This is a genomic window from Variovorax sp. AC103 (assembly GCF_979254005.1).
Map to the genome: position 1 here is coordinate 1 of NZ_CEEDFC010000017.1, position 16,325 is coordinate 16,325.

The window sequence follows — 16,325 nt, forward strand, 5'->3', positions numbered from 1 at the left end:
GATGGCGCCCCCGGCCCCGCTGCCGGCGTCCTGATCCGCCAGGCCCGCCCGCCATGACCACCGACGCCGCCACCCCCGCACCGTCGCGCCGCAGCCTGCGCGCGCTCGACGCACTGGCCTTCTTCGCGCCCGACATCCAGGGCGGCGTCGGGCCGTTCCTGATCGTCTTCATGGCCGGCACGCTGGCCTGGGACCCGCAACGCATCGGCACCGTGATGTTCGTCTCGGCGCTGGTGGGCCTGGTGGTGCAGGCGCCGGCCGGCGCGCTGATCGACAGCGTGCGTCACAAGCCGCGCTGGATCGCGGGGGCCATCGCGCTCATCGCGGCGTGCCTGGTGGTCATGGCGAACTGGCCGGGCTACGGCGTGATCCTGGCGGGCCAGTCGCTCATCGGCGCGGCGGGCACGCTGGTGGCGCCCGCCATCGCGGCCACCAGCCTGGGCATGGTGGGGCGCGCCGGGCTGGACGCGCGCGTCGGCCGCAACGCGGCCATCACCGCGGGCGGCACGGTGCTGTGGGCGCTGGGCACCGGCTGGGTCGGCCACGCCTTCGGTCCGCATGCGATGTTCTTCTACGCGGTGGCGATGGCGCTGCCGACGGTGGTGGCTGCCATGCTGATCCGCCAGCGCGACGTCGATCCGCGGCTGGCGCGCGGCGCCGATGCCGATGCCGATGCCGACCGCGAGGCCGGCGCCGCGCCATCCACCGCCCGCTGGTACGACCGCCGCCTGGTCGTGCTGCTGGTCTGCGCCTTCCTGTTCCACCTGGCCAACGCCGCCATGCTCACGCTGGTGGCGCAGAAGGTCGGCAGCCGGGCCGGCACCTCGGCCACGCTGTGGCTGTCGGGCGGCGTGATCGTCACGCAGCTGGTCACCATTCCGATCGCGCTGGCGGTCGGGCGCTGGGCGCCGCGGCTGGCGCGCAAGCCGCTCTTTCTCGTCGGCTTCGCGGTGCTGCCGGTGCGCGGGCTGCTCTACCTGCTGGCCGACAGCCCGGCCGCGCTGCTGTCGCTGCAGGTGCTCGACGGCATCGGCGCGGGCATCTTCGGCGTGATGCTGACCCTGATGATCGGGGACCTCACGCGCGGCAGCGGCCACTTCAACCTTGCGCTGGGCATCGGTGCGGCCTGCGTGGGGCTGGGCGCGGCGCTCAGCAACCTGGTGGCGGGCACGGTGGCGCACCTGGCCGGCTACGGCACGGCCTTCGTGATGCTGGCGGGCGTCGCGGCCTGTGCGCTGACGCTGTTCGCACTGGCCATGCCGGAAACTCGCGACCGGCGCCGTTCGATCGCGAACGCGCCCACCGACTCCGCACTGACCCCCGCCGCTCCATGACCAAAGACACCGTGTCCGCCCTGCCCCCTTCTTCCTCATCTGCCCTTGCGGACAGCCAGAGCCCGCCGCCCCACGAAGGCGGCGGCAACGGCCTGCTCTGGGTGCTGGTGGCGGTCGCCGTGCTGTTCGCCTTCCTGCGACCGCGCGCGCCGATGGACTGGCTGAAGCTGGTCGACTGGCAGACCGTGGGCGCGCTGGCCGGGCTGCTCGCCATCACGCAGGGCGTGGAGAAGAGCGGCATGCTGCAGGCGGCCGCCCAGCGCCTGCTGGCGCGCACCACCAACCTGCGCCAGCTCGCGCTGCTGCTCACCGCCACCGCCGCCGTGCTGTCGGCGCTGGTCACCAACGACGTGAGCCTGTTCCTGCTGGTGCCGCTCACGCGCGTGCTGGCCACCCAAGCGCACCTGCCGCTGGCGCGGCTGGTGGTGCTGCAGGCCCTGGCGGTGAACGCGGGCTCGGCGCTCACGCCCATCGGCAATCCGCAGAACCTGTACCTGTGGCACCGCACCGGCGAGAGCTTCGGCGGCTTCATGGCCATGATGGCGCCCACCGTGCTGGTCATGCTGTTCTGGCTGTTCGTGGCCGTGTGGCTGCTGGTGCCGCGCACGGCCATCGCGCTCAAGCCCTCTGCCGAGGCCGCGCCGGTGCAGCCGCGCCTGCTGGCGCTGTCCGGCGTGCTGTTCGTGGGTTTCGTCGTCGCGCTCGACCGGCACTGGCTGCTGGCGGGCCTGGCGGTGGTGTTCGTCGCCTACCTGCTGTTCCAGCGCCGCGTGCTGCTGGGCGTGGACTGGGCGCTGCTGGCCATCATCGCGCTGATGTTCGTGGACCTGCGCCAGCTGGCGGAGCTGCCGTCGGTGGCCGCGCTGGTGGGGCAGTGGCCCATTGCCGAAGGCTGGCGCGCGTACCTGGCGGCCATCGTCACCTCGCAGTTCATCAGCAACGTGCCGGCCACCATCCTGCTGGACCGCTACGTGCACGACCTGCCCGCGCTGGCGGCAGGCGTGAGCGTGGGCGGCTTCGGCTGCGTGCTGGGCTCGCTCGCGAACCTCATCGCGCTGCGGCTGGCCAAGGTGCCGCACGGGCTGCGCGAGTTTCACCGCATCAGCATTCCTTTCCTGATCGTGTGCGCGGCGTCTGCGGTGCTGCTGCGGCTCGGTTGAAACGCGCTTTTTCCTGTTCCACAACCACTCTCACAAGGGACTTTCATTCCATGCCACATCCTCACGAAACCCATGACACCCTGGACGTCTGGTCGGTCGAAGGCCGTTTCCAGCACCTGGTGTACAGCCCCAAGGGCGGCGTCGAAGGCGTGCTGATCGACACCGACGGCGTGCTCACGCAGTTCGTGTTCGACCGCCACGACGAAGGCGCCGCGTCCGCCTTCGCGGGCCTGCAGGCCGGCCAGGCGCTGGTGATCGAGGGCACCGAAGAAGGCCCCTCCCCCAAGGGCGAGGCCGGGCACACGGTCTACCGCTTCGAGCGGCTCGCCTCGGTCGACGGCCAGGCACCGCGCCACACGGACGCCGAAGCGGACATCGCGGGCACGGTGGCACGCTTCAACTACGCGCGCCATGGCGAGGCCAACGGCGTGGTGCTGGACACCGGCGACTTCGTCCACACCCGGCCCGACGGCTTCGCGCGGCTGGGCCTGAAGGTCGGCGACAAGGTGCGCGCCGAGGGCCATGCCCAGCCGCTGGCCGCGGGCGAGGGGCGCGTGGTCGAGGCCGTGAAGGTCAACGGCCGGCCGGTGCGGGACGCAGAAAAGGGCTGAAGCGCTTGTCTTTGTCTTTCTCCCTCCCCTCCCGGGGGAGGGCTGGGGTGGGGGCACGACGGCCTCTGAACAAGCGCGGCGCCTGATCGAAGGCTTGCCCCCATCCCAGCCTTCCCCCGGGAGGGGAAGGAGCAAAACCGGTCGCGCGCCGTCCGCTGTGTATTTCTCCCTCCCCTCCCGGAAGAGCGCCGGGGTGGGCGCACGGCGGCCTCCGAAAAAGCGCGGACCGGATCGCGTAGTCTCGCGGCCCATGTCATCTACCGTCTATGCCCTGCTCGCCATCGCGCTCTGGACCACCCTCGCCTCGCTGGGCACCGCCCTGTCGCACCTGCCGCCGTTCCTGCTCACCGGGCTGGCGCTGGTCATCGGCAGCGTGCCGAGCTGGCCGCTCGTGCTGCGCGACCGCCGCGCCTGGACGGTGCCGCCGCGCACGCTGGCGCTGGGCGTGTACGGCCTGTTCGGCTACCACTTCCTGCTGTTCATCGCGTTGCGCTACGCGCCGCCGGTCGAGGCCAACCTGGTCAACTACCTCTGGCCGCTGCTCATGGTGGTGCTGGCGCCGGCGCTGCTGCCGGGCGTGACACTGCGCCCGCTGCACCTGGTGGCGGGACTGCTGGGGTTCGCGGGCGCGGCCGCCGCGATCCTCGGCGCGGGCGGCGGCGCGGCCACTTCCACAGGCTACTGGGGCTTCCTGCCGGCGCTGGCCTCGGCCTTCGTGTGGGCCAGCTACTCGCTCGGCACGAAACGCGTCGCACCCTTCCCGACCTCGGCCATCGGCCTGTTCGGGCTGGTCTCGGGCGTGCTGTCGCTGGCCTGCCACGCAGTGCTCGAGCCCTCGGTGGCGTTGTCGGGGCGCGACGGGCTGTTGCTCCTGGTGTGCGGGCTGGGCCCGCTGGGCGCGGCCTTCTTCGCGTGGGACGCGGCACTCAAGCGCGGCGACGCGCGCCAGATCGGCATCCTGAGCTACCTCACGCCGCTGGGCTCGACCGCGCTGCTGCTGCTGGTGACCGGCCGGCCGCTGACCTGGACCATTGCGCTCGCGGCGTTGCTCATCATCTCGGCGGCGATCATGGGCACGCGCGCACGCTGAATCAGGCTGTATCCGACGAGCCCGGCCGTTTTTTGTGGCTAGAGTGGAGGCTCAGGAAAAAAAGGAGCCACACCCATGCAAAACAAGAACGAGGATTTCGAGATCACGCCCAAGCTGGTGTTCGACCTGAACCTGGCGCTGTACCTCGACCTGGTGGCCGCGTTGGAGAGCGCGGGCGCCGTCACCTACCGCCAGATGGCGGCGCGGGTGCTGAACGTGAGCATGGACGCCCGTGCCGACGGCGAAGTCGGCCTGTCGACGGTGCTCGAAGGCGTCGCCAAGGGCTTTGCCGGCCAGAGCGACGGCATGTCGATCGAACTGCTGAAGGCCGCGCACGGCCTGCGCGACGACGAGGCGCTGGGCGACGTGCCCATGCGGCCCGCCACCGACTGACCCGCACCGCCGGCGCCAGGGCTGGCACCGAAATCGCTTGGGGCCCGGGTACAACAGCTCCAAGGTGACAACATGGCGAAGATCCCTCCCGGTGTCGGTCCGCGTTTTCCGCAGGTGGTGGTCCTGGTGGGCGCCACCGGCGACCTGGCAAGGCGAAAACTTCTGCCGGGGCTGTTCCACCTGTGCAGCGCCGGCTTCATTCCGGGCTGCCGCGTCATCGGCGTGTCCCTCGATGAACTCGACGTCGACGGCTTTCGCGCCGCCGCCCGCGCGGCCCTCGACGAGTTCGGCAGCCGCAAGACCCAGCCCGCCGACTGGGAAGCCTTCGCCGCCACGCTCGACTACGTGCCCCTGTCGGCCGGCGCCGCCGCATTGCGCGCCGCGGTCGACCGCGCCGAAGCCTCGCTGGGCACCGAGTGCCGGCGCCTGCACTACCTGAGCGTGCCGCCCAGCGCGGCGCTGACCGTGGTGCGCACCCTGGGCGAGGCCGGGCTGGTGGAGCGCTCGCGCATCGTCATGGAAAAGCCCTTCGGCACCGACCTGGCCAGCGCCGTCGCGCTCAACGGCAAGCTGCACGAGGTGTTCCAGGAAGAGCAGATCTTTCGCATCGACCACTTCCTGGGCAAGGAGCCGGCGCAGAACATCCTGGCCTTCCGCTTCGCCAACGGGCTGTTCGAGCCCATCTGGAACCGCAACTTCATCGACCACGTGCAGATCGACGTGCCCGAAACACTGGGCCTGGGCAAGCGCGCGGGCTTCTACGAACAGACCGGCGCCTACCGCGACATGGTGGTCACGCACCTGTTCCAGATCCTGGCCTTCATGGCCATGGAGCCGCCCACCGCGCTGGAGCCCGCGCCCATCAGCGAGGAAAAGAACAAGGTCTTTCGCAGCATGGAGCCGATCCGGCCCGCCGACGTGGTGCGCGGCCAGTACAGCGGCTACCGCGCCGAGGAAGGCGTGGACCCCGACTCCGACACCGAGACCTTCATTGCGCTGAAGTGCCACATCGACAACTGGCGCTGGGCCGGCGTGCCCTTCTATTTGCGCACCGGCAAGCGCATGGCCGAGGGCCAGCGCATCATTTCCATCGCGTTCCGCGAGCCGCCCAAGAGCATGTTTCCACCGGGCTCGGGCGTGGGCGCGCAGGGGCCCGACCACCTGACCTTCGACCTGGCGGACGCTTCGAAGATGTCGCTGTCCTTCTACGGCAAGCGCCCCGGCCCCGGCATGCGGCTGGACAAGCTGAGCCTGCAGTTCGCCATGCGCGACACCGGCATGGCCGGCGAGGTGCTGGAGGCCTACGAGCGCTTGATACTCGACGCGATGCGCGGCGACCGCACGCTGTTCACCACGGCCGAGGGCATCGAGCGGCTGTGGGAGGTGTCGACCGCGCTGCTCGAATCGCCGCCGCCGGTGCGGCTCTACGAGCAGGGCTCATGGGGGCCGAAGCCGGTGCACCAGCTGATTGCGCCGCATGCGTGGCGGCTGCCGTTCGAGCGCGCCTGGCGCGATCCGAACAAGACCGGCAACTGAAAGACGCCGCTCAGGCCTGCGCCACCTCCAGCACCAGCTTGCCGAAGTTCTCTCCCGCGAACAGCTTGTTGAGCGACTCGGGGAAGGTGTCGAGCCCCTTCACCACGTCTTCCTTGCTCTTCATGCGGCCGTCCTTCAGGTAGCCGGCCATCTCGGCGATGGCGATGTGATAGCGGTCGGCGTAGTCGAACACCACGATGCCTTCCATGCGCGCGCGGTTCACCAGCAGGCTCAGGTAGTTGCGCGGGCCGGCCGAGGGCATGCTGTTCGCGTTGTTGTACTGGCTGATGGCGCCGCAGATGATGATGCGGGCCTTGCGCGCCAGCTTGGCCAGCACGTGGTCGAGGATCTCGCCGCCGACGTTGTCGAAGTACACGTCCACGCCCTTGGGGCAGTGCTCCTTCAGGCCCGCGCGCACCGCGCCCTCGCCGGCCTTGTAGTCGATGCAGGCGTCGAAGCCCAGCTCCTTCACCACCCACTCGCACTTGGCCGCGCCGCCCGCGATGCCGACCACGCGGCAGCCCTTGAGCTTGGCGAGCTGGCCCACGGTCTGGCCCACGGCGCCGGCCGCGCCCGACACCACCACGGTCTCGCCGGGTTGGGGCTGGCCCACGTCCATCAGGCCGAAGTAGCCGGTCATGCCCGGCATGCCGAGCACGTTGAGCCACTGGCCGATGGTGCCGACGTTCAGGTCGATCTTCACCAGGCCGTTGCGCTTCAGGTCTTCCTGCGCGATGAGGATGTATTCCTGCACGCCCAGCGTGCCGTACACCGTGTCGCCCACCGCGAACCCGGGGTTCTTCGAGGCGACGACGCGGCCGACGCCGCCGGCGCGCATCACCTCGTCGATGGCCACCGGCGGGATGTAGCTCCTGGCGTCGTTGAGCCAGCCGCGCATGGCGGGGTCCAGCGACAGCGACAGCGTCTTGACCAGCACGCCGCCCTCGGCCGGCTCGCCGACGGGCTCGGTGGTGAACTTCCAGTTCTCGCGGGTGGCGGCGCCTTCGGGGCGCTTGGCGAGTCGGACCTGGTGGTTGGTGAGGGGGCTGCTCATGGTGTCTCCTTGATGGGCCGATGCGGGCTGGGAGGCGCATCGTAGCCGCGCCCCCCGTCACGGCTGGTAGCGCAGGCGACAGCCCCCGCCGCCCGATCGCTCAAGCCAGCCGGACGATGATCTGCAGCCCCGGCCCGGCGTTGCGCACAGTCAGCTCGCCGCCGTGCGCCTCGGCGATCAGCCGGCACAGGTACATGCCCAGGCCCACGCCGCCGGTGGCGCGCGCGCGCGCGCCGTCGGTGCGATAGAAGGGCTCGGTCAGCCGCTCGAGCTGCTCTTCGCCTACGCCGGGGCCGTGGTCTCGCACCTCGATCTCCACGCCCTGCTTCCTGCCGTCGAGCACCGCGCGCAGCGACACGCAGGGCGGCCGAGGTGCGTCGGTGCTGTAGCGCAGCGCGTTGTCCAGCAGGTTGCGCACCAGCAGGCGGATGCGCATGCGGTCGACGGCATGCGGGGGCAGGCCTTCGGCCAGGTCGAGGTGCACGTGCTGCGCATCGGGCATCTCGGCCACCGTCTCGCGGATCAGCACGGACAGGTCGACCGGCTCGCGCAGCAGCGCCACGTGCGGGCTTGCCAGGCGCTCGCTTTCGAGCAGGTCGCTGATGAGGTCGCGCATCTCGTTCAGGTCGCGCAGCAGCGCCTCGCGCTCGGGCTGGCCTTCGGGCGTGGCCGGCAGCAGCTCGGCATTGAGCCGGGCGCGGGTGAGCGGCGAGCGCAGCTCGTGGCTCAGTGCGAGCAGCAGGCCGCGCTTGGCGTCGAGCATGGCCTGGATGTCGTCGGCCATGGTGTTGATGCGCTCCGCGAGGTCGCCCAGGTCGTCGTTGCGCCGCACGGGAATGGGCTGTGCGAACTCGCCGCGGCCGAAGCGCTGCGCGCCTTCGCGGATGTCGATCAGCGGGCGCAGCAGCCGGTTCACGTAGGCATAGGCCAGCAGCACGCACGACAGCAGCAGGGCGAGCGTGGCCCAGCCGATGACGCGCGGCGCCAGCTGCCACAGCTTGGGCGCCCAGCCGAAGATCACGCGGTGGCCGTCGGCCGTGGAGCGGATGAACCACTTGTCGCCGCCGAAGACGTCGTCGCGGTCGTGCATCCAGCCGCCGGGGCCGTTCGCGCCGCCAGGGTTGGAGTCCCAGTTGACCGTGGGGCCGACGATGCGGATGGTGATGGGCAGCCGGGCCACCAGCGCCTGCGCCCGCGCCACGTCGGGCGGCGTGCCGATCTCGGCCACCAGGCGGTCGGTGTAGTCGGTGAGCATGGGCTTGGCGGCCTCGGCCCAGCCGGTGGAGAACGACTTCTTCATGCCGCCCATGAACACCGCCGCCATCACCAGCGCGAGCATCACGAACATCAGCACCAGCCGCACGCGCAGCGAGCGGCGCCAGCGGCGCTTGCCCTGCACCTTCTCGTTCCAGCGGGCGTGCCACTGCGTGCGCCATTCCTCGCGTGACATGTCCTCGCGGCAGGCCATGCGCTGCCGCATCTCGCGCATCACCGCACGGTGGTCCCTGCGGTTCAAGCTCATCGGAAGACCTCCGCGCTACGCGCTGCGGTGCGAGCTTGCTTGGGGCGGCCCGGCGCGGCGCTCATCGGAGAACCTCCGCGCTACGCGCTGCGGTGCGAGCTTGCTTGGGGCGGCCCGGCGCGGCGCTCATGCAGGCTCGCTGCGCGCAACGGCCAGCGCGTAGCCCGCATTGCGCAGCGTCTTGATGCAGTCCAGCGGCTCCAGCTTCTTGCGCAGGCGGCTCACCACGATGTCGACCGCGCGCGTATAGAGCTCGGCCTCGTGGCCGCGCAGGCGGTTGAGGATGTCGTCGCGGCTGAACACCTTGCCGGGCTCGGCCGCCAGCAGCGCCAGCAGCTCGAACTCGGTGCCGGTGAGCTCCACGCGCTCGCCGTGGCGCAGCACCTGGCGCCGGTCGAGGTCGATCGACAGGCCGTCGAACACACGCTGCTGCGTGCCGGCGGCCGCGGGCGGTGCGCTGCGCTGGCGCCGCAAGATGGTCTGCACGCGCGCCACCAGTTCGCGCGGCTCGAAGGGCTTGGGCACGTAGTCGTCGGCGCCCAGTTCGAGGCCGACCACGCGGTCCATCACCTCGCCGCGGGCGGTGAGCATGACGATGGGAATGTCGCTTTCCTTGCGGATCTCGCGGCACAGCGCAAAGCCATCCATCTCGGGGAGCATCACGTCGAGGATGGCGGCGTCGTAATGGCCGGCGCGCAGCTTGGCGAGACCTTCGCTCGGGCGCACCGCGCTGTCGAGCGTGCAGCCGAAGCGTGCGAAGTAGGTGGTCAGCGGCGCGGCGAGGTGTTCGTCGTCGTCGATCAGCAGGATGCGCGGCATGGCGGGATTGTGCCTCCTGGCAAGGAAATGGCGGATGACTTCGCTGACCATCAGACCGGGTGGCATCGCACGGCCCAGGTGATGACAGCCGCCGGGTGCACCGTGCGCGGCCGCGAAGGAAACACAGGCATCGCGCGCTTCACCATGGATCGGCCCGGCCGATGCGCCCGAGGTGCGTGAAGGCGAAGCCCGCGGCGTACTTCAGCCCGTAGCCCAGTGCGCGGTCCAGCCCGATGTGGGTCAGCCAGATGAGGCCGCCGGCCACCGCCCACGGCAGGGCCGCGAACACGCCGAGCGCCAGCAGCAGCACCGGCCCGACGTACGAATGCGCCGCGTTGTAGAGCGCCGCGCCCACGCGCGGGCCCGCGAGGTAGCCCAGCAGCGAGAGGTCGGGCGCCAGCAGCCAGAGCGCGAACACGCCCCAGCCCGCGCCGAACTGGGCGTAGGCAGCAAGGGCCACGCCGAGCACCACGGTGCCTTCGAGCCGCAGCAGCCCCCGCACGCCGCCCGCGGCGCCGAGGCTCTGTTCGCGAGACACCGTGGAACCGGCTTCGCCGGGCCACGGGTGTCGCCCCCTGGAAGAGGGTTGGCGAAGCGACACGAAGTGCGCGAAGACCGAGGGTGAATCAAGGTCAGCCACGATGGCTCCAGCGGCGTCCGCCGCGGTCCATGAAGTCGCGCACCTTCTGCTGCTGGGCGGCATTCAGGTGGTCGTAGAAGTCTGCCGCGGCCGCGATGATCTCGGGGCTGCCGTTGCGCACGGCGGCGGTCTTCTCGTCGACCAGTCGCGTGGCGCCGGCCTGGTCGAGCTTGTTGCCCGCGAACAGCGCCTTGAACTGCGAGCGCGGGTCGCCCGAGCCGCCTGCGCCGCGCATCGCTTCGCGCTGTGCCTGCAGCTTCTCGGCCAGCACGGTGAGCTTCTGCTTCTGGCTGGCGTCGAGCTCGAGCTTGCTGCCCACGCGCTCGACCATCTTCGCGCGGAACTCGGCGCTGTCGCCGCTCCAGCCGTGGCGTTGGCCGGCACAGCCGGCGATGCTGCCGGCCACCATGGCGGCGCCTGCAAAACCGAAGAGAGTGCGTTTGATCCAGTGCTTCATATCAAGTCCTTGATGTTGTGTGGTGAGGAGGAAGCTCGATGGTGCGAGGTGCGCCGAGCCAAGTCCTCTCGCCGGGGTATCGGCGTGTTTCGTTTGATTGCGACGGGCGTGGCAACCGCGCAGGGGCTGCTTACAGCCGGCTGCTCTTGGCGTTGATGGCCGCGGCGCGTGCGTCGACGGGGTTCTGCAGGGTCGAGATGACCTTGCTGTTCACGCGCGAGCCGGAGGACACGTTCTGGTCGGGCGCGGCGGCGGCACGCACGGCTTCGGCGACGACGCGGTCGCGCTCCATCGACACGGCCATGGTCTCCGGGCCGCGCGAGCCGCGCACCACGTTCTGGTTGGGTGCCGACGCGGTGCGCACGGCTTCGGCGTTCACATCGGCACGGCTCTTGGCCGACACGGCGGGTTGCACGCCCTTGTAGCTTTCGGCCTTGGCGCCCGCAGCGGCGAGCATGGCGAACGAGCTGATCGCGATGATCTGGGAGAAGGAGACGGAGGTGGAGACGAACTTCATGATGCAGGCCTTTCTTTCGGGGTTGGAAGAGAAGACCTGATCGTGCTTGCGGGCGCCCCGCAAGTCCTTTCGCCGCGGTTGCGGCATGTATCGATTCTTTTCACTCGCCCGCCAGGGCGAGTGAAAACGTTCAGCCCGCCATGGTGGCGGCGGGGTCGTCGGACTCGAGCACGCGCTGGGCCCAGGCCTCGAGCTTGCTGGTGTCGGCACGCAGCACTTCCTGCTTGACCGCGAGGATGCGCGAGGGATGCATCGAGAAGCTGCGCAGGCCCAGCCCCAGCAGCAGCCGTGTGAAGGCCACGTCGCCGGCCATCTCGCCGCACACCGACACGCCCTTGCCCTGGCGGCGGCACTCGGTGATGGTGTCTGCCACGAGGCGCAGCACGGCCGGGTGCGCGGGGTCGTACAAATGCGCCACCGATTCGTCGGCACGGTCGATGGCCAGCGTGTACTGGATCAGGTCGTTGGTGCCGATCGACAGGAAGTCGAAGTGCTTCAGGAAGATGCGCAGCGTGAGCGCAGCTGCCGGAATCTCGATCATGGCGCCGAGCTTCACCTGGCCGTACACCGCGCCGCGGTTGTCGAGCTCGGTGCGCGCGAAGTCGATCAGCGACAGCGTCTGGCGGATCTCGCTGGCGTGCGCGAGCATGGGAATCAGCAGGTGGATCTCGCCGTGCGCGGCCGCGCGAAGAATGGCGCGCAGCTGCGTGAGGAACATGGCCGGGTCAGCCAGGCTCCAGCGGATGGCGCGCAGGCCGAGCGCGGGGTTCAGGTGCTCCTGCTTGTTGGACGACTTGCTGTCCAGCGGCTTGTCTGCCCCCACGTCGATGGTGCGGATGGTCACGGGCATGCCCTGCATGCCCTCGACCGCCCGCTTGTAGGCCTGGTACTGCTCTTCCTCGTCGGGCAGGCGCGTCTGGCGCGTGGACGACTCGCGGCCCATGAAAAGGAACTCGCTGCGGAAAAGGCCCACGCCCACGGCGCCGGCCTTGACGGCGCCCACGGTGTCTTCCGGCATCTCGATGTTGGCGAGCAGCTCGACACGCTGGCCGTCGAGCGTGACGGCGGGCTTGTGGCGCAGCCGCGCGAGCCGGCCGCGTTCGAGGTCGCCCTGGCGCTGCTTGAAGCCGTACTCGGCCAGGATGATCGGCGACGGGTCGACGATCACCACGCCGGCATCGCCGTCGATGATGACCCAGTCGTCCTGGCGCACCAGCTGGCTGGCGGTGCGCGCGCCGACCACGGCCGGAATGTCCATGCTGCGCGCGACGATGGCGGTGTGCGAGGTGCGCCCGCCCACGTCGGTCACGAACCCGGCGAACACGCTCTTCTTGAACTGCAGCATGTCGGCCGGAGACAGGTCGTGCGCGATGAGCACCAGGGGCACGTCGATGCCGTCACCCGCAGTGGGGTCGTCCGCGTCGTCGTCCGTGGCGGCGGCGCGCTTGCGCCGCGGCGGGCTCGGCGCGAGCACGGCGGCCGTGCCCTTCATGCGGTGCAGCAGGCGCTCGACCACCTGTTCGAGGTCGGCCTTGCGTTCGCGCAAGTAGGCGTCTTCCATTTCGTCGAACTGGCGCGCGATGATTTCCAGCTGCGTGGTCAGCGCCCATTCGGCGTTGTAGAGCCGCTCGCTGATCCAGTGCTTCACGCCGGTGCTGAGGGCCTCGTCCTGCAGCAGCATCTGGTGCACCTCGAGCAGCGCGGACAGTTCGTGCGGCGCGTCGTTCGGGCCCATCAGCGCGACATTGGCCTGCAGCTTGATGAGCTCGTCGGCCACCGCGTTGCGCGCGGTGCGCACGCGGTCGATCTCGGTCTCGATTTCTTCGGGCTTGATGAAGTAGTGGGCCACGTCGATGCGGCTCGACACCACCAGCACCGCGCGCCCGATGGCAATGCCACGGGCAACGGGAAGGCCGTGGACTGCGAAGGTCATGGCAGGGTCCTTACTCGCCTTCGCCGAACTTGTCGTCCATGAGGTGGACGATGGCGTTCATCGCTTCTTCTTCCTGCGGGCCGTTGGTTTCGACCTCCACCGTGGAGCCGAGCCCGGCGGCCAGCATCATCACGCCCATGATGCTCTTGGCGTTGATGCGGCGGTCGCCGCGCGAGAGCCACACCTCGCAGGGAAAGCTGCCTGCGAGCTTGGTCAGCTTGGCCGATGCGCGTGCGTGCAGGCCCAGCTTATTGCTGATGGTCACGGATTTCTTGATCACTGTGCTTTCTCTTCGCCTGGTTCTGGGGAGCCGCCACCGCCACCTGCATGACGCCCGCGGTGCCGCCCGCAAGGGCGCGCTGCACCAGCGTCTCCAGCGGCTCGTGCCGGTAGGTGACGGCGCGCAGCAGCATCGGCAGGTTGACCCCCGCCACCAGCCGCGAACGGGCGCCGTCCACGAGTTTTTGCGCCACGTTGCAGGGCGTGGCGCCGAACACGTCGGCCAGCACCAGCACCTGCGAGCGCGGTGCGCGCAACTGCTGCTCGAGCGTGATGCGCGCGGCGGCCAGCGTTTCCTCGGGCGACACGTTGGGCAACACGTCGAGCGCGACGATGGCGTGTTCGCAATCGGGGAACACATGCAGCGCACACTGCCGCAGCGCATGGGCAAACGGTGAGTGGGCGATGATGAGAATGCTGTTCATGCGGGACGGAGGACGACGCGTCGATTATGCGGGGCCGCCCAGGGTAAGTAGATATGTGACACAACGCGGCAGCCCGGAAAAGCGGCCAGTGTTGCGCCCGTACCCACGCAAAGCGCCGCCCTCATGGCAGGCGCAGGCCCTCGAAGAAGGTTCTGGACGCCTCGCCCGAGGAGGGCGTCCCCAGCACGGTGGCCTGGTAGAGCGCCACGGTGCCGTCCTTTTGCGACTGGGCGAACCAGAGGATCTGCACGGGTGCGGCACCCTGCTTGCGCCCGTCGAGCCGCAGCGGAGCAGGCGTGGCTGTTGCGCGTTGAAGCGCCGCGGGCGTTTCCGTCACCTGCACCTCACCGGCTCCCTCCAGTTGGCCGCGGGTGGCGGTGCGCCAGGCGTTGAGCCAAGCCTCGGCCTGCACCGGGCCGTTGGCCGACGCATGAGCGATGGCGAAGGTGGCGCCACCGGCGTCACAGCCCGTCATGTCGACCTGTACCGATTCGGCGCCCAGCGGCAGCGCGCGGTTCGCGCGGTCGGCCTTGCAGGGCAGCAGCGCGATCAGGCCGGCTTCGGCTATGGGCACCTCGCGCCAGTTGAAGGTGGGGCTGCAGGCGGCAACCAGGGCTGCAATGGCCAGCGCGAGCCAGGGGCGGGGGACGGACGACGGCATGGGGGAGGAATTATCGAGCCGCGATGCGCTGCCGAGGGGCACCGTGGCGCCGCCAGCACGAATCGGGCGGGCGGAACTAAAATCGCGCCGCCCTTCTCATCTGTAAAGCCATGAAGAAATACATCGCCGCTGCCTCCGTCGTCCTCGCGCTGGCCGTCGGCGTGGGCGTGTACTTCGGCTCCGGCGCCACCGCTGCGCCGGCCTCGACTTTCGTGCTGCTCGACGGCACGCAAAAGAGCACCGCGGACCTGAAGGGCAAGGTCACCCTGGTCAACTTCTGGGCCACGAGCTGCGTGACCTGTGTTGGCGAAATGCCCAAGGTGATCGCCACCTACGACAAGTACAAGGCGCAGGGTTACGACACCCTGGCCGTGGCCATGAGCTACGACCCGCCGAGCTACGTGGTCAACTTCGCCGAAACACGCAAGCTGCCGTTCAAGGTGGCGATCGACAACACCGGCAGCGTGGCGCAGGCCTGGGGCGACGTGAAGCTCACGCCCACCACCTACCTGGTCAACAAGCGCGGCGAGATCGTGAAGCGCTATGTGGGCGAGCCGGACTTTGCCGAACTGCACAAGCTGATCGAAAAGCTGCTGGCCGAAGCCTGACGCGGACTGCGCGCAGGCGCTTTTCCGTTCGAAGGGCTGCACTAGCAACAACCCCGATCAGCGTGCGGCCCGGACTTTGCTAACCTGCGCCTTCCGCCGCATCGGCCCCTGGGGCCCCTTCTTCGATGACAGACTCTTTCGTGGCCGCATGAGCTTTTCCGTCTCGCGCCCCCTGCCGCTGTCGGCCATGCCGGCGGTTGTGCTGCTCGCGCCTGAAGAAGCGCACGAGTTCGACGCCACGCGCGCGATCTTTCGCGACTACGCCGCCTCGCTGGGCATCGACCTGGGATTCCAGGATTTCGACGGCGAACTGGCCGGCCTGCCTGGCAACTACGCCGAACCGCGGGGCATGCTGTTGCTGGCGTTGGTCGATCCCGCCAATGTGAAGGAAGAAACCGGCCGCCAGACGCCAACGCTCCGGCGCGCCGATGGCACGCTGGCGCACGTGGCGGGCTGCTGCGCGCTGCGTCCGCTGGACAACGCGGACTACGCGAACGCCGCGGAAATGAAGCGCCTCTACGTGCGCCCCGGTTTCCGCGGGCTTGGCCTGGGCCGGCAGCTGGCCGAGGCCATCCTGGACGCCGCACGCGGCGCGGGCTACGGCTGCGTGCTGCTCGACACCCTCGACGACATGGAGTCGGCGCGGGCCCTCTACGAAGACCTGGGCTTTGCGGAGGTGCCGCCCTACTATCACAACCCCGTCGCCGGGGCGCACTACCTGAAGGCGGATCTCTAGCCGGGCTCAGCCGCGGGCTTGCGCCAGCAGCGTTTCGGCGTCGCTGACTTCGAACTTGCCCGGGCCTTCGACGTTGAGCGTGGCGACCTTGCCGTCTTTCACGAGCATCGAATAGCGGTTGCTGCGCACGCCCATGCCGCGCGCGGTCAGGTCGAGCGTCAGGCCGGTGGCCTTGGCGAAGTCGGCGCTGCCGTCGCCTAGCATGCGCACCTTGCTGCCGGTCTTCTGGTCGCGTGCCCACGCACCCATCACGAAAGCGTCATTCACGCTCACGCACCAGATCTCGTCCACGCCGGCGGCCTTGAAGTCGTCGAAGTGCTGCACATAGCCCGGCACGTGCTTGGCCGAGCAGGTCGGCGTGAAGGCGCCAGGCAGGGCGAACAGCGCGATCGTCTTGCCGGCCGATGCCTTGGTCACGTCCACGGCGTTCGGGCCGATGCTGCAGCCCTCTCCCTCGACTTCGGAATATTCCTGCAGGGTGGCCGAGGGAAGGGTGTCGCCGACTTTGATCATGTGAGTGCTCCGGAAAAAGAAAAACGGCCCACATTGT

The 16,325-nt window shown here is 69.6% G+C and carries 19 protein-coding genes; 8 read left to right on the forward strand and 11 right to left on the reverse strand.

The genetic code is table 11. The features are described from left to right. The first annotated feature begins 53 nt into the window (after positions 1-53). The 6 genes from AC0IYU_RS22805 to zwf all read left to right on the forward strand — a co-directional run bounded on the left by AC0IYU_RS22805 (position 54) and on the right by zwf (position 6,124). Positions 54-1,334: an MFS transporter gene (locus AC0IYU_RS22805; RefSeq protein ID WP_472121377.1), complete on the forward strand. Its 1,281-nt coding sequence runs from the start codon at positions 54-56 to the stop codon at positions 1,332-1,334. After that, positions 1,331-2,494, forward strand: a complete 1,164-nt coding sequence (locus tag AC0IYU_RS22810) for an SLC13 family permease (protein ID WP_472121380.1) — start codon at positions 1,331-1,333, stop codon at positions 2,492-2,494. The genes AC0IYU_RS22805 and AC0IYU_RS22810 overlap by 4 nt, the downstream gene beginning before the upstream one ends. 50 nt (positions 2,495-2,544) lie before the next feature. Then, entirely contained in the window at positions 2,545-3,105 is a 561-nt protein-coding gene (locus AC0IYU_RS22815; protein WP_472121382.1) for a hypothetical protein, read from the forward strand. A 250-nt stretch (positions 3,106-3,355) separates the two neighbouring features. Then, on the forward strand, positions 3,356-4,195 hold the full coding sequence (locus tag AC0IYU_RS22820; RefSeq protein WP_472121384.1) for a DMT family transporter: 840 nt from the start codon (positions 3,356-3,358) through the stop codon (positions 4,193-4,195). 75 nt (positions 4,196-4,270) lie between these two features. Beyond that, positions 4,271-4,588, forward strand: a complete 318-nt coding sequence (locus AC0IYU_RS22825) for a hypothetical protein (RefSeq protein ID WP_435437688.1) — start codon at positions 4,271-4,273, stop codon at positions 4,586-4,588. A gap of 72 nt (positions 4,589-4,660) precedes the next feature. Beyond that, positions 4,661-6,124 carry a glucose-6-phosphate dehydrogenase gene (gene zwf, locus AC0IYU_RS22830; protein ID WP_472121387.1) on the forward strand — a complete coding sequence of 488 codons (1,464 nt, stop codon included), beginning with the start codon at positions 4,661-4,663 and terminating at the stop codon, positions 6,122-6,124. A gap of 10 nt (positions 6,125-6,134) precedes the next feature. On the opposite strand, the gene AC0IYU_RS22835 is transcribed toward zwf, so the two are convergent. From AC0IYU_RS22835 to AC0IYU_RS22880, 10 genes are all read right to left on the reverse strand, one after another. Then, a complete protein-coding gene (locus tag AC0IYU_RS22835; protein ID WP_472121390.1) occupies positions 6,135-7,178 on the reverse strand; it encodes an NADP-dependent oxidoreductase in 1,044 nt (347 codons plus the stop codon). A gap of 100 nt (positions 7,179-7,278) precedes the next feature. Continuing rightward, the gene (locus AC0IYU_RS22840; RefSeq protein ID WP_472121393.1) at positions 7,279-8,700 is read right to left on the reverse strand and encodes a HAMP domain-containing sensor histidine kinase; all 1,422 of its coding nucleotides are present in this window, start codon (positions 8,698-8,700) and stop codon (positions 7,279-7,281) included. A gap of 126 nt (positions 8,701-8,826) precedes the next feature. Beyond that, complete coding sequence (locus tag AC0IYU_RS22845; RefSeq protein ID WP_472121396.1) at positions 8,827-9,519, reverse strand: response regulator transcription factor; 693 nt, start codon at positions 9,517-9,519, stop codon at positions 8,827-8,829. A gap of 139 nt (positions 9,520-9,658) precedes the next feature. Continuing rightward, the gene (locus tag AC0IYU_RS22850) at positions 9,659-10,057 is read right to left on the reverse strand and encodes a DUF4260 domain-containing protein (RefSeq protein ID WP_435437683.1); all 399 of its coding nucleotides are present in this window, start codon (positions 10,055-10,057) and stop codon (positions 9,659-9,661) included. 94 nt (positions 10,058-10,151) lie between these two features. After that, positions 10,152-10,616 (reverse strand): Spy/CpxP family protein refolding chaperone, encoded by a 465-nt coding sequence (locus AC0IYU_RS22855; protein WP_435487322.1) that lies wholly within the window; start codon positions 10,614-10,616, stop codon positions 10,152-10,154. Positions 10,617-10,746: 130 nt separating this feature from the next. Further along, complete coding sequence (locus AC0IYU_RS22860) at positions 10,747-11,133, reverse strand: DUF4148 domain-containing protein (RefSeq protein WP_472121399.1); 387 nt, start codon at positions 11,131-11,133, stop codon at positions 10,747-10,749. A 130-nt stretch (positions 11,134-11,263) separates the two neighbouring features. Beyond that, positions 11,264-13,066 carry a phosphoenolpyruvate--protein phosphotransferase gene (ptsP, locus tag AC0IYU_RS22865; RefSeq protein ID WP_472121401.1) on the reverse strand — a complete coding sequence of 601 codons (1,803 nt, stop codon included), beginning with the start codon at positions 13,064-13,066 and terminating at the stop codon, positions 11,264-11,266. A gap of 10 nt (positions 13,067-13,076) precedes the next feature. Continuing rightward, on the reverse strand, positions 13,077-13,346 hold the full coding sequence (locus tag AC0IYU_RS22870) for an HPr family phosphocarrier protein (protein ID WP_472121404.1): 270 nt from the start codon (positions 13,344-13,346) through the stop codon (positions 13,077-13,079). Then, the gene (locus tag AC0IYU_RS22875; protein WP_435437679.1) at positions 13,315-13,770 is read right to left on the reverse strand and encodes a PTS sugar transporter subunit IIA; all 456 of its coding nucleotides are present in this window, start codon (positions 13,768-13,770) and stop codon (positions 13,315-13,317) included. Before AC0IYU_RS22875 ends, AC0IYU_RS22870 begins: the two co-directional genes overlap by 32 nt. A 121-nt stretch (positions 13,771-13,891) precedes the next feature. Then, positions 13,892-14,431, reverse strand: a complete 540-nt coding sequence (locus AC0IYU_RS22880) for a hypothetical protein (RefSeq protein WP_472121408.1) — start codon at positions 14,429-14,431, stop codon at positions 13,892-13,894. 110 nt (positions 14,432-14,541) lie between these two features. Between AC0IYU_RS22880 and AC0IYU_RS22885 the strand changes: the two genes are divergently transcribed. Both AC0IYU_RS22885 and AC0IYU_RS22890 read left to right on the forward strand, forming a co-directional pair. Then, a complete protein-coding gene (locus tag AC0IYU_RS22885; protein WP_435437677.1) occupies positions 14,542-15,039 on the forward strand; it encodes a TlpA disulfide reductase family protein in 498 nt (165 codons plus the stop codon). A gap of 148 nt (positions 15,040-15,187) precedes the next feature. After that, positions 15,188-15,775 (forward strand): GNAT family N-acetyltransferase, encoded by a 588-nt coding sequence (locus AC0IYU_RS22890; protein WP_435487318.1) that lies wholly within the window; start codon positions 15,188-15,190, stop codon positions 15,773-15,775. Positions 15,776-15,781: 6 nt separating this feature from the next. On the opposite strand, the gene AC0IYU_RS22895 is transcribed toward AC0IYU_RS22890, so the two are convergent. Then, positions 15,782-16,288 (reverse strand): peroxiredoxin, encoded by a 507-nt coding sequence (locus AC0IYU_RS22895; RefSeq protein ID WP_435487317.1) that lies wholly within the window; start codon positions 16,286-16,288, stop codon positions 15,782-15,784. Positions 16,289-16,325: the final 37 nt, after the last annotated feature.